General features: G+C 39.9%; 12 protein-coding genes, 1 tRNA gene and 1 pseudogene. 11 read left to right on the top strand and 3 right to left on the bottom strand.

The window, feature by feature from the left end; all coding sequences use genetic code 11:
* The first annotated feature begins 22 nt into the window (after nucleotides 1-22).
* The 11 genes from uvrA to BK009_RS12330 all read left to right on the top strand — a co-directional run bounded on the left by uvrA (nucleotide 23) and on the right by BK009_RS12330 (nucleotide 11,274).
* A complete protein-coding gene (gene uvrA / locus BK009_RS02300) occupies nucleotides 23-2,956 on the top strand; it encodes an excinuclease ABC subunit UvrA (protein ID WP_100908902.1) in 2,934 nt (977 codons plus the stop codon).
* 626 nt (nucleotides 2,957-3,582) lie between these two features.
* Nucleotides 3,583-4,479 (top strand): sensor histidine kinase, encoded by an 897-nt coding sequence (locus tag BK009_RS02295; RefSeq protein ID WP_100908901.1) that lies wholly within the window; start codon nucleotides 3,583-3,585, stop codon nucleotides 4,477-4,479.
* An 89-nt stretch (nucleotides 4,480-4,568) separates the two neighbouring features.
* A complete protein-coding gene (locus BK009_RS02290) occupies nucleotides 4,569-5,006 on the top strand; it encodes a response regulator (protein WP_100906511.1) in 438 nt (145 codons plus the stop codon).
* Between the two features lie 168 nt (nucleotides 5,007-5,174).
* Nucleotides 5,175-6,944, top strand: coding sequence for a PAS domain S-box protein (locus tag BK009_RS02285; protein WP_100908900.1), 1,770 nt, complete (start codon nucleotides 5,175-5,177; stop codon nucleotides 6,942-6,944).
* The gene (locus BK009_RS02280) at nucleotides 6,944-7,822 is read left to right on the top strand and encodes a methanogen output domain 1-containing protein (protein ID WP_100906513.1); all 879 of its coding nucleotides are present in this window, start codon (nucleotides 6,944-6,946) and stop codon (nucleotides 7,820-7,822) included. The genes BK009_RS02285 and BK009_RS02280 overlap by 1 nt, the downstream gene beginning before the upstream one ends.
* Nucleotides 7,823-8,108: 286 nt before the next feature.
* Nucleotides 8,109-9,035, top strand: a complete 927-nt coding sequence (locus BK009_RS02275) for a DUF2121 family protein (protein ID WP_100906514.1) — start codon at nucleotides 8,109-8,111, stop codon at nucleotides 9,033-9,035.
* A gap of 128 nt (nucleotides 9,036-9,163) precedes the next feature.
* Nucleotides 9,164-9,940, top strand: coding sequence for an MBL fold metallo-hydrolase (locus tag BK009_RS02270; protein WP_100906774.1), 777 nt, complete (start codon nucleotides 9,164-9,166; stop codon nucleotides 9,938-9,940).
* 73 nt (nucleotides 9,941-10,013) lie between these two features.
* Nucleotides 10,014-10,087 (top strand) — tRNA-Thr (locus BK009_RS02265).
* Between the two features lie 207 nt (nucleotides 10,088-10,294).
* A complete protein-coding gene (locus BK009_RS02260) occupies nucleotides 10,295-10,621 on the top strand; it encodes a hypothetical protein (RefSeq protein ID WP_100907680.1) in 327 nt (108 codons plus the stop codon).
* A gap of 1 nt (nucleotide 10,622) precedes the next feature.
* A complete protein-coding gene (locus tag BK009_RS02255; RefSeq protein ID WP_100906516.1) occupies nucleotides 10,623-10,955 on the top strand; it encodes a hypothetical protein in 333 nt (110 codons plus the stop codon).
* A 148-nt stretch (nucleotides 10,956-11,103) separates the two neighbouring features.
* On the top strand, nucleotides 11,104-11,274 hold the full coding sequence (locus tag BK009_RS12330) for a hypothetical protein (RefSeq protein WP_157809684.1): 171 nt from the start codon (nucleotides 11,104-11,106) through the stop codon (nucleotides 11,272-11,274).
* A gap of 27 nt (nucleotides 11,275-11,301) precedes the next feature.
* On the opposite strand, the pseudogene aroC reads toward BK009_RS12330, so the two are convergent.
* From aroC to BK009_RS02240, 3 genes and pseudogenes are all read right to left on the bottom strand, one after another.
* A pseudogene (aroC, locus tag BK009_RS02250) lies at nucleotides 11,302-12,392 on the bottom strand (chorismate synthase).
* A 133-nt stretch (nucleotides 12,393-12,525) separates the two neighbouring features.
* Nucleotides 12,526-12,975 carry a GNAT family N-acetyltransferase gene (locus BK009_RS02245; protein WP_236951012.1) on the bottom strand — a complete coding sequence of 150 codons (450 nt, stop codon included), beginning with the start codon at nucleotides 12,973-12,975 and terminating at the stop codon, nucleotides 12,526-12,528.
* Between the two features lie 34 nt (nucleotides 12,976-13,009).
* Complete coding sequence (locus tag BK009_RS02240; RefSeq protein ID WP_100908899.1) at nucleotides 13,010-13,534, bottom strand: GNAT family N-acetyltransferase; 525 nt, start codon at nucleotides 13,532-13,534, stop codon at nucleotides 13,010-13,012.
* Between the last annotated feature and the right edge of the window lie 105 nt (nucleotides 13,535-13,639).

The following is a 13,639-nucleotide window of genomic DNA, read 5'->3' as shown; positions in this document are numbered from 1 at the left end:
GTTTAAAAGGAGTTTTAGGCTGATGAATAATAAGAAAGAAGTTATTTTAATAAAAGGGGCCAGGGAACACAACCTTAAAAATATTGACCTGGAGATCCCCAGGGACAAGTTAGTGGTAATTACCGGGTTAAGTGGTTCTGGAAAATCCTCCCTAGCCTTCGACACTATTTACGCCGAAGGACAGAGACGTTACGTGGAATCATTATCTGCCTATGCTAGACAATTCTTAGGGCAGATGAAAAAACCTGAAGTGGATTACATTGAGGGGCTGTCTCCAGCCATATCCATTGACCAGAAGACCACCCGGATGAACCCCCGTTCAACAGTGGGCACAGTCACCGAAATATACGATTATCTCAGACTACTATTTGCACGTATAGGAACCCCCCACTGCCATCAGTGTGGCCAGCCCATCAGTCAACAGACTGCGGGCCAGATTGTGGACAGCATCTTGCAAAAAGATGAGGGAACCAAAATACAGATACTGGCACCCCTAGTAAGGGACCGGAAGGGTGAACACCAGAAGGTGTTTGAAGACCTGCGACGTAAGGGATTTGTACGGGTGCGGGTTGATGGGGAGGTTCACAGCCTGGATGATGATTTCAAATTGGAGAAAAACTTCAAACACAGTATAGAGGTTGTGGTGGACCGTCTGGTCATCAGATACGACCGTGATTTTGAAAGCCGCCTGGCAGATTCTGTGGAAACCGCCCTGGAACTAGGGGAAGGTCTCTTAATTGGAGTGTACGGTACTGGTGAAAACAGCACTGAGAAGATATACAGTGAACACTTTGCCTGTACTGACTGTGGAATCAACTTCGAGGAGATCAGTCCCCGTATGTTCTCCTTCAACAACCCCCACGGAGCCTGTCCAGAGTGTAATGGATTGGGAAGTAAACTGGAGATTGACGCAGATCTGGTGGTACCGGACCCGGCATTATCCCTGAATGAGGGAGCTATCCTGCCCTGGAGTAAATCCAAACACCGTGATAATTATTATGGGCAGATGTTAAGGTCAGTGGCTGATCATTATGGTTTCAGTATGGACACCCCCTTCCAGGAACTCCCCCAGAAATATCAGGATATCATCCTTTATGGTTCACCAGATAAGATCGAATTCATGTTCCAGAGGAAAAGCCGTTTACATCGGGTTAAACGTTATTTTGAGGGCGTAGTGCGACGTATGGAACGTATCTACATGGAAACCAAGTCCAACTACATGCGCAGCTACATGGGTCAATTCATGAGTGACCATAAGTGTCCTGCCTGTAATGGAACCCGCCTGCGTCCTGAAAGCCGCAGCGTTACTGTAGGTGGTAAAACCATCCCCCAGGTAGTTGAGATGCCCATTAAAAATTCATACCAGTTCTTTGAATCCCTGGAATTATCTGAAAGGGAACAATTTATAGGCCAGGAGGTCTTGAAGGAAATAAAGGAACGTTTAAAATTCTTGAAGGATGTTGGCCTGGATTACATTACCCTGGAGAGATCTTCCGGTAGTTTATCTGGTGGTGAGGCCCAGAGAATACGTTTAGCCACCCAGATTGGTTCGGGACTGGTGGGTGTTTTATACATCCTGGATGAACCCAGTATCGGGTTACATCAGCGGGACAACCATCGCCTTATTGAAACCCTTAAAAAGCTCAGGGACATTGGAAACACCCTAATTGTGGTGGAACACGATGAAGACACTATCTTACACGCTGACCATGTGGTGGATATTGGTCCTGGTGCAGGAGAACACGGTGGCTGGATCACCGCCACTGGAACTCCCCAGGAAATAATGGAAAACCCGGATTCAATAACTGGCCATTACCTATCACGGCAGGAAACCATTCCCATCCCCCCTAAACGTGCACAACCCAATGGTAACTTTTTAACGGTGACTGGTGCCCGTGAACATAACCTGCAGAATATCGATGTTGAATTCCCCATGGGAATATTCACCTGTATTACTGGGGTTTCCGGGTCGGGAAAAAGTACCCTAATTAACGATGTACTTTACAAGGGACTCTACGGAACCTTAAACCATAAACACATGAACCCTGGTAAACATGACTCCATCACCGGAACCGAACATGTGAACAAGGTTATCATCATTGATCAGTCACCCATTGGACGTACTCCTCGCTCCAACCCGGCTACTTACACTGGGGTGTTCACCTACATCCGGGAGATATTCGCCCAGACACCCACCTCTAAGAAACGAGGTTACAAACCAGGAAGGTTCAGTTTCAATGTTAAAGGTGGAAGGTGTGAGGCCTGTACCGGGGATGGGATTATCAAAATCGAAATGCACTTTTTAGCCGATGTTTACGTTCCCTGTGAGGTCTGTAAAGGTAAAAGATACAACAAAGAAACTCTGGAAGTCCGTTATAAAGGTAAAAACATCTCTGAAGTTCTGGACATGACTGTGGAAGAGTCACTGGAGTTCTTTGAGAACATTCCCCGAATCAAGAAGAAACTGCAGACCCTAGATGATGTGGGTTTAAGCTACATTAAACTGGGACAACCTGCCACCACCCTATCTGGAGGGGAAGCCCAACGTGTGAAACTGGCCAAGGAGCTAAGCCGTCAGAGCACCGGCCGCACCCTCTACATACTAGATGAGCCCACCACTGGACTGCACTTTGCCGACATCAGGAAATTACTGGAAGTACTGGGAAGGCTTCGTGATGGTGGGAACACCGTAATAGTTATTGAACACAATCTGGATGTTATAAAAACCGCCGACCACATCATTGATCTGGGACCGGAAGGTGGTGATGGTGGTGGGATGGTGGTTGCCCAGGGAACACCAGAAGAGATTGCTGCCAGTGAATCTTACACCGGAGAATTTTTAAAGGATATTTTAAACGAAGTAGAGGAGTTAAAATCCGATAAAGAATCTTTGAGTACCGGCATGAAAACCCAAGAAGAAATTGGAGAATCTGGGACAGATAATCAATCCAAATAAATACCAGGGAAAAACAGTGCGATAAATTCACCAATACCCACTTTTTCCCAGAAATTTCTTTTTTAATACTTAATTTCATTAAATATTGATTAAATTGATCAATCAACATTTTTATTAGGTTAGATGAATAAAATAGGCTGAACCTGGTTTTTAAAAGTTGGGATTTAATTTTAAAGGATTAAAAAAATAGTTTTAAATATTCAGGATAGTTATTGGGATTATTTTTTTTATTCATCCTCTAGTTAATATATAGAAAGAACTGTTTCTGTTGTATGGATATACAAAATCTGGTGAATATTTATAGAAGTTTCTGTTTTCAAGTTTAACAACGAAATATATTTTTGTTCCTTGGAAAGAATACCAATAACCCTGATAATCATATAACCCTAATCAAATAATTATACAGTGACTCAATAAGGGAGAATCTAATCCATCTAAAGCCAGTTTTGAATTATACCCCTGGTTATGTAACTTTAAACCATCCCTTAAAACACATTATACAACCCATTTGTGATAATCATCCCAAAGTTGGATGGAATATTTATAAAGTTGTGAATATGGGGTAAATTACATGTACAATGAAGAACATAAATCTTTTAACAATTTAATAAAAAAAGGGGTAAAATATGGTCCTTAACCCGGTGTTAATTACTTTTTTATACTCCATAGAACCCATGTACAACGTTTTAAACATGTCCCTAAATGAAGATTATTTCCGTCTGTTAATGCTTATTGTGGTAGTAGTTTTGGTAGCTATTCTAGCTGAAAGGATTGAAAAAATAAGAAAACTCAACGAACTTAACCAGAAGTTAAAGATTCAAACTGATAAACTGGAAGATGCCAATCAAGAATTGGAAGCATTTGCCTATTCAGTATCACATGACTTGAGAGTTCCATTAAGGGCTATCGATGGTTTTTCACGTATACTGGTGGAAGATTATGAAGATAAACTGGATGATGAGGGAATAAGGCTCCTGAATATTGTGAGGGATAACACCGCCAAAATGGGACACCTAATTGATGATATCCTCTTACTATCAAGGGCCAGCCGTCAGGAAATGAAACTAAATGAACTGGACATGGGCGCCCTGGCACAGAGTGTTTACGGTGAATTCCAAACAGATGTTGAAGGAAGAAACATCCAGTTCACGGTGGGAAATCTTCCCCATGCCTACGGTGATCGGGCCATGCTGGGACAGGTTTATCAAAACCTCATTGGTAATGCCATTAAATTCACCCGTAATCGGGACCCGGCCATAATTGAGGTGGGTGGCGAAGTAGAGGGTAAAGAAATTGTTTACTACGTCAAGGATAATGGAGCTGGTTTTGATATGAAATATATTAACAAACTCTTCGGACTTTTCCAGAGGCTGCACAGTCCTGAAGAATTCGAAGGAACTGGTGTGGGTCTTTCCATTGTCCAGAGGGTTGTTAGAAGACATGGCGGCCGTGTTTGGGGCGAAGGATCAGTGGATGGTGGTGCAACCATATATTTCACCCTTCCTAAGGATAAACCAAAATAATAAAATAATAATTTTAAAAAAAAAGTTTTTAATAATAAAAAGAAAAATAACAAATAAAATAAGATTAAAGACCAATGGAAGGTGTGTTAATGGATTTTGAAGAGGCTGATATTTTACTGGTGGAAGATAATCCCACTGATGCCGAGCTTACCATGAGGGCACTTAAAAGGAAAAACCTGGCCAATCAAGTAGTATGGGTGAAAGATGGAGCTGAAGCTCTTGATTTTATATTCGCCACTGGCCAGTTCGCCCATAGAAATGTTGAAAACTTCCCAAAACTGATATTACTGGATCTGAGAATGCCCAAAGTAGATGGACTGGAAGTATTACAGAAGATCAAAGCCGATGATCGGACCAACAAGATTCCGGTGGTTGTTCTAACCTCCTCCCAGGAGGATCGGGACATAGTGGAAAGTTACAAGTTAGGGGTAAATAGTTACGTTAGTAAACCTGTAGAATTCGATGATTTCATCGAAGCAGTATCTACCCTGGGATTCTACTGGATGCTGATCAACAATCCCCCCTAATAATCTTTAACCAAATTAAGATTCTTAAATGGTTAAATAATTAAATCAACGGACCTATCCCCTATTCATCCAATAAGCAAATGTTAGATTTAATACTGATATTTTGAGGATAATCCGGATATATCGTGGATCGATTCATTAAACATAGTATATCTCATTAGTGATTTTATGGAAGAAGAAATTAAAGTCCTGATCTTGGAAGACGTTCCACTGGATGCGGAGTTAATAGACCGGGAACTTAGAAAAGAAGGATTCAGTTTTACCAGTCATCGTGTAGAACGTGAAGATGAATACCGGAAGGAAGTGGAAGAATGGCAACCCCACATTATACTGGCAGACCATTCCTTACCCCAGTTTGATGGTGTTTCCGCCCTTCACATAGCCCAGGAAAAATCATTCAACACCCCCTTTATATTCGTCAGCGGGAAGATAGGTGAAGAATTTGCAGTTGAAATGCTAAAAAAAGGTGCTACTGACTACGTACTCAAACATAACCTTTCTAAATTAGGGTATGCTGTTCGAAGAGCCCTGACTGAAGCAAAAGAACATGTGGAAAGGAAAATAGCCCAGGAAGCCCTCTTGGAAAGTGAAAAAAAATACCGGGCTCTTTTTGAGAAAACTGAAAACCCCATTCTGGTGTTTGCTGAGGATGGTACTTTCACAGATTTTAACCAGGCAGCAGTGGATTTTCTGGAAACAGACCCCCATAATCTCCTCAAACACAAAATTCATAATTTTATTCCATCAGAAGCCGATCCAGTCGACATGGATGATTGGTCAACTGGAAATATAGTGGAATTACCCCTTAAAATCAAAGATGAACTTAAGATACTGGAGTTAACCATTACCCCGGTTAAATTGGGTGAAAATAATATTATCTTTGCCACTGGACGGGACCTAACCAAACAAAAAAGGATGGAGAACGCCCTGAAGGAAAGTGAAGAGAAGTACCGGCTACTGGTTGAAAATCAAACTGATATGGTGGTGAAATTTGATCCAGAGGGTAAGGTTCTCTTTGCCAGTCCTTCCTACTGCGAAGTTCTGGGACGAACCGAAGAAAGTATTATGGGAACTGATTTTTTACCCCTAGTACACCAGGAAGACCAGGAAAAGACCCATAGAGTGCTGGAAAAACTACGGCGCCCTCCTTATGTGGTTTTTCTGGAACACCGATTGCTTACCATGAATGGTTGGCGCTGGATTGCCTGGGCAGATAAAGCCATAATGGACGAGAATAATGAACTGGAAGCCTTTGTTGGTGTGGGGCGTGACATCACCGAACGGAAAATGGCTGAAGATCGGATAATGAGATCATTAAAGGAAAAGGAATTATTACTTAGAGAAATTCATCATCGTGTGAAAAATAATTTGCAGATAATATCAACCCTTCTAAGTCTGCAATCATCCAAGATTGATGACCAAAGTGTCATAGATTTATACCGTGAAAGCCAAAATCGCATACTTTCCATTGCCTTGATACATGAAAATCTTTACCAATCTGAAGATTTGACCAATATTAACTTTGCAAGTTATGTGAAAAACCTCATTGACGACCTCTTCCATTCTTATGGTGTGGATCCTGATAAAATCCAGATCACTATGGAAATAAAGGATGTTATAATGAGTATTGAAACTGCAATTCCCGGCGGCCTTATCATCAATGAATTAATCTCAAACACCCTGAAACACGCCTTTCCAAGGGGTAAAGGTAATATATATCTGGAATTAACCGTAAAGGACAATGGAAAATACAAATTAACACTCCATGATAATGGAGAACCATTCCCAGATGACTTCAAATTGGATGATTCCAAAACACTGGGAATGAAACTAATTTCTAACCTGGTAAATCAACTTGATGGTGAAATGACACTGGATAAAACTAATAAAGAATTTAAAATTGAGTTTGAGGAACTTAAATACAAGGAGCGGATCTGATGACCGAATCCCGGATATTAGTGGTTGAAGATGAAGCAATAGTTGCCATGGGCATTAAACAGAAACTGGAAGACTTGGGTCATCAAGTAGTGGATGTTGTTTTCACTGGGGAAAATGCCGTTGAAACAGCCCTTAAAATGGAACCTGACCTAATATTAATGGATATTGTTCTAAAGGGGAATATGGACGGTATAGAAGCTGCTGCTAAAATACGCAACCAGCTGGACATCCCGGTAATCTACTTGACTGCCTATTCAGATGAAGAAGTCCTGGAAAGGGCACGTATGACCGAACCATACGGATATATAATCAAACCATTCAAAAAGAGTGAGTTGAATGCCAACATAGAAATGGCCCTATATAAACATGCAGAAGACCAGAAAAAGAGTGAAACTGTTAAGAAACAGATTCTGGCGGATTTTTATGATTTCATACTAAACTCCATGCCCACCACTGCAAACCAGTCCGATGAGGAAATCAAAAACACCCTGCTGAAAATATTTGCATCACGCCTAGAAGAGGAAATGCGACCCAGATTTGAGCGAGAACTGGGAGATACAGTTGAAGAACAGAATTTAAATGACTTGGAAAGTATTTATAATGCTTACCTTGATTGGGTGGCCCATCTATTCGCTGATTTTGGAGTGCAGACCAAAATCGAACCCAAAGGCCATTTGCATCTATTTAAATTCCTCAACTGCCCCTGGATTGATGATGCCAAGAAAAAACCCATATTCTGCCTAAACTGCCAGGCCATAATGCAACAAACCTATGATTGGACTGGTATGGAAGGTAAAGTGGAGAAAAAAGCCACCATCGCCGATGGTTCGGATATGTGTGTCTTCAAATTTAATGTGCCCTTTATGAAAAAGAATTAACCTAAAACATATCCTATTGAGGGTTACATTTAAAATTATAGTCATTCCCATCCCAGTTTACTACTCCCCATTTTATTTATTAACACCTTGACCAGTAACTATTTTCCATGAAATTTCAATAGATAATCAAATATCCCACCCTACAGAACATAATTCCATGAAAAAATTGAAACATATAACCAATTCAATATTATCCATTCTGAATACACAGGATGACTTAAGATCAAGATCACTGAACTGGAGAATTGTAATAATATAAAAAAAAGTTAATGTTATTGGTGATTTAATGAGCCTGATTATGACTTACATTGGAAGTAAAGGTTGTGTAATGGCTGCAGACAAACGCAGCATAGGATTTTTAGGAGACAAAAACCAAAGAGAACTTTTGGAAGAGGATTTATACTCTGGTAAAATCGATTCAGATGAAAAACTCCTTAAAAGGGCAAGAGAACTGGATATAAACCTTAAAATTAGTGACCAGGGCGAAAAAATTCGGAACCTTGGCAAAGTTCTGGTGGGTGAGGTTAAAATTCGAGCCACCCATGAAACTAAACGGAAAAGGATATACACCACCACCAATGGTTACCACCAGGTTGAGCTCACTGGTTCAGAGATTCAGAATGTTAAAAGTGGCCAGAGTTCAATCGTGATTTTCGGGAATAAAATTACCAAAGAAATTGCAGGGAAAAGTTTAAAAAAACATTTCAAGTCAAAAATTAGCCTTAACGAAGTAGGGAAAATATTTCAAAAAGTTATGGAAGATGTAGCCGAAGCAACACCTTCAGTAAGTTCAGAGCATGATATTTTCATTATCCACCCCCAGATGGATCATAAACAGGCCATGGAACTACTTAGAACCACCATAATCAGTGATGTTAAAGAACTGGAAAAGTGGCGAAATAAACTCAAAGAAGACATGCTGGCGCAAAGGCGGGACATTCAGATGGCCTCCAGGATCATAACCCAGGGAGAAGTGGGACGTGTTAAAAAGGTTGAGGGTGATGTAGTAGAAGTAATCCTATCTGATGGTGTGGAAGCACTGAACATGGATTGGAACGTGCTGGCCAAACCTGGAGATACAATTTTCATGAAAATAGAAAACCCATCCCCGCTAAATCTCGGTGACTTGGTGGTTATTGAGGATGAAAATTTGTGTATTAAAAAGAACAAAACCTCTTTAAGCTGTGATATAATACTATGTAAAACAGATTGACTGATATAACTTACTTTGAAATTTGTAAAAGATAATAACTATGAAAAGGATATGGAAAATCAATACATAGATTTAAATTGTAATATAAATCAAGGTGGATAACATGAAGCTAACTTTTTTAGGAAGTGGTGGCGGACGCTTTCGCTACTATAACCCAGCGCAGGATGACCGGCGGCTTTAGAATCGACGGTATAGATGGTAAAAACCTGCACCTGGATCCGGGACCTGGGGCTCTGGTAAGAAGTTACCAGTTTGGTGTGAACCCCCTGAAACTTCACGGAATCCTGGTATCACACTCCCACACCGACCATTATAGCGATGCTGAGGTCTTAATAGAAGCCATGACCCGAGGTATGACCCGAAAGAAGGGACTTGTAATAGGAAGTGAGAGTGTTATTAACGGATATCAGAAATGGGGGCCCTGCATATCCCATTACCACCTTTCAAGGCCACAGGTGGAGGTTATGGACGCTGGTGATCATTTTAGAATGGGTGATATTAAAATCACCGCCACCCCCACCCAACATGGGGATCCTAAAAATATCGGTTTTCGCCTGGAATGGGAGGACTTCACATTATCCTACACCTCCGACACCGCCTACTTTGAGGAACTTCACCAGCACCATCAGAATGCGGATGTTCTCATTGCCAGTGTGATCAGACCGGGAAATGAGCGAATCAGGGGCCATCTCTGCGCTGATGAATTCCAGCAGTTGGTGGATGAAACCTCCCCAAAACTGACCATAATGACCCATCTAGGCATGAAACTCATTACTGACCACCCTGTGGAAGAGGCTGACAAAATTACTGACAAAACTGGTGTTAAAACCATTGCGGCTCATGATGGAATGGTTATAGATCTTGATCAGTTCCATTCCAAACAGCAAACCCTTGATGAATATTAATAAAAATTGCTAAACTTAGAAATGATAAATACTTAAACGACCCCATTTAATAATAGAAAATCAGGGGTCAAATGCCTCGGTGGCTCAGTCTGGTAGAGCGCGTGACTCGTAATCTCGTGGTCGGGGGTTCAAATCCCCCCCGAGGCTTCAATTTCTTATTTTTATAAATAATAATAAATATGAATTATAATACTCAAAAATACATATTAAATATTAATAGTAAGTTAAACATAGTAATACCTAGATACGATCTATTATAGTTACTAAAAAAAATCAGATCATAAATAAATATCTCACTTAAAAAATGAATTAACAAAAAAAATAATATTCATAAAACCTGAAAGTGGGTGTTGAATGGATTTATCAAGCTTAGTACCAAATTTATTGGTTCAACGATTACTTGGTTTCACACTTGGATTAGTATTATTCTACGCAGCTTTGAAACTGCTTAACGAATTAAAAAATAAAGAAATAGCAATTTCAATGGTTTTTTTACATAAAAACCGGATGATTATCATCTTCTCTTTACTGTTTATCAGTGGCTTATTATCATTTGTGACGGGTTTAATCTATGTTTTTATTGGTAATGGCATATACATTGAACGATTACTGAATATAAATGCTATTGTACTTTTAATATTCGTAGTTTCACTGCAAAGAATAATGAAAGGAGGGAAATAATATGGACACGTTGATCAATGCCATAACAATTATAGTAACTTTTACCGTGTTCTTATTCTCTTTGATGATTTTCCTAAATATGTTAAAATACAAGGAAGCTGCTTTAAGCCTTATATTTAATAAATTAGATGAAAGCATATTAATATTCAAAATATTGGCTATTGCTGCTTTGATTTTCTCCTTCGGGAGATTATTAGACCTTTTGAATATAACTTCAGCCTCTCCACTGGTTGATGATGCTGCCACTATTCTAAATCTTACAACCACCATAGTCCTGATCTTCGCATTTTATAAATTATTTAATATAATGAAAATAAAAAACCTTACAGTTTAATAGTGTTAACTGAATTTTTATACTTTAACTGTAAAAATAACTGTCAGTAACTTAAACTATTCATTTTCAAATAAATTACATAAAAAATGAAATCATTCATTTTTATTGAATCTACACTAAAACTACATTTAAACTTAGAGTGATTACTTTGAAAGTACTATACAATGAAGGCATGGTAATGTGTAGGGAACACTATCACTGCCCCTATGAAAACTGCAAACACTACTCCTGGCACCCGAAAAAGGAATCGTGTAAGAGTCGCCGGTGTCAGAAAATTCGTCAAATGGTAAGCTGTACCCAAACTCCTATTAAAAAATGATTAAAAAAAAATAGTTGAGGGACTGGTTCATACATGCCGAGGGTTGATGAATCCAGATCTTAACATGTGATCCGCCAGTACCATGGCCACTGCTGCCTCGGCCACCGGTGTTACCCTGGGGCAGATGCAGGGGTCGTGCCGGCCTTTAATCTGGATCTCGGTTTCTTCCATTTTTACCAGATCCACTGTTTTTTGAACTGTACTTATGGATGGAGTGGGTTTAACTGCCATTCTAGCAACTATTGGCATACCATTTGATATTCCACCAACTATTCCCCCACTAGTGTTAGTGGTGGTTTTAATCTGTTTTCCTTCCAGGTAATATTCATCGTTGGTTGCACTGGCTGTGGATTCGGCTAATTGGAATCCGAAACCAATCTCCACACCCTTCACTGCTCCGATTCCCATTAGGGCCTGAGCCAGGTCGGCATCTAACTTGTCAAAAACAGGCTCTCCCAGGCCAGCGGGAACACCAAATGCCAGAGTTTCAACCACCCCACCGACTGAGTCTCCTTTTGCTTTGGCTTCCAGGATCTTCTCCTCCATAAGTTTTGCTGCGTTTAGATCAGCACATTTAACCAGGTTTCTGGATGAGTATTCTTCAATAAGTCCATGGGCAACATTTTGGGCCTTAACATCACCCACCTGGGTTACATGAGAGATGACCTTAATGTCCTGGAGGTCCAGGAGTTTTTTAGCAACTGTTCCCCCAATCACGTGGCCAATGGTGTTCCGGCCACTGCCTCTCCCCCACCACGGTAGTCATAACATCCGTACCTGGAGTTCCAAGTGTAATCCCCATGACCCGGGCGGGGTTTATTTCGGAATGGTTCATAGTCAGATGAATCTGCATCTTTATTGTATACCACAGCAGCTATTGGAGTGCCATCAGTTTTTCCCTCAAAAATTCCGGATAAAACTTCTACCCTGTCTTTTTCTCCACGAGGTGTGGTAATTTTACTGGTTCCAGGCCTTCTTTGATTGAGTTCCTGTTGTATGTCTTCTGTTCTTAGTTCCAGTCCAGCGGGACAGCCATCAACCACTGCCCCCAGGGCTGTGCCATGACTGGATCCAAAGGTGGTTACTCTGAACACGTTTCCGGTAGTATTTCCTGCCATGAATCCACTTCCTTTTTTTTTAAACCTATTAAATTATGGGTAAAAGTGATAAATAGAATTATGGTATTGATTCTTTAATATTTTAATTTTTATTTCTTTTTTACTTCAATTTAAAATCACTTTAATGATTTAATCATATTCTTACGATAAACGCAGTTTTTTCTCCACTATCGAATCCGGCTTTCTCATAAAAATGTAAGGTCTTTTCATCTTTTTTACTGGTCATTAACATTACCTTGTAACAGTTCTTATTTTCAGCAATTTCCACAGCTTTCTTTAAAACCAGGACCCCGTATCCTTTGTTTCTGTAATCTGGATGGGTGACCACGTTTTCTATTAAGCCATAGGGTTTAGCTTCCCGGGTTAAGTTTTTAATGATGGTTATGTTACAGGATGAAACTATCCTACCCTCTTCTTCAGCCACCACATAAAAAAGACTGGGATCAGATAATATATCATCCCAATACTTTTTTAAAGTAGAATCTATCTCTAACTTAGGATCTTCGGGGATAAGGTATTCATAGAGGGATAACAATTGTTTCAGTTCGCTTTCCTTAATTAAACGTGCTCGCTTTGACATCATATCCTATACCCCGCCATTAATTTTTTTCCCATTATTATTCCCTATAATTTTTAGTTATGGCATATAATACCTGGTTGCATATTTTGCCGTTTTTAATACAACTTTTTTCCATAATGCCCTCCAGTTTAAAACCATTTTTTTCAAGAACTTTCCTGGAGGCTGTGTTATGTTCAAATGGTTTGGCAAATATTCTTTCCAGCCCTAGGTTGTTAAATCCATACTTCACAATTCCTTTTATAGCAGAGGAGGTGATCCCTTTACCCCAATATTTTTCTCCTAACCAGTAACCGACTTCTGCAGAAATTCTTTCAATATCTTCACCTAAGGTGAGTCCTATGCCTCCAACTGCCACATCGTCCAATGTTATTGCCAGAAAAAAGTTTTTTCCCGGATAACTAGTAACCTTTATCCATGATTTACCATCTTCAAGGGTGTAGGGAGAGGGGAATTGATCTCGCATAGTGGAGGCTATACTGTAATTGTTAGCATTTTCCACCAAACTCTCAACATCACCGGGATTCCACTCCCTCAAAACACATCTATCACATTCAATTCTCATTATATTACACCATTTAACTTATTTCTAATCATCACTTATTAATAATGTCTGATATATTAAGTGCAGGAATAGAGTGGGTAAATAAAGTGAGATTATTGTATAAGA

The organism is Methanobacterium subterraneum (genome assembly GCF_002813695.1).
In the GTDB taxonomy this organism is placed as follows: domain Archaea; phylum Methanobacteriota; class Methanobacteria; order Methanobacteriales; family Methanobacteriaceae; genus Methanobacterium; species Methanobacterium subterraneum.
The sequence above is the reverse complement of the archived record's forward strand: the minus strand, read 5'-3'. Positions and strand labels throughout refer to the sequence as shown.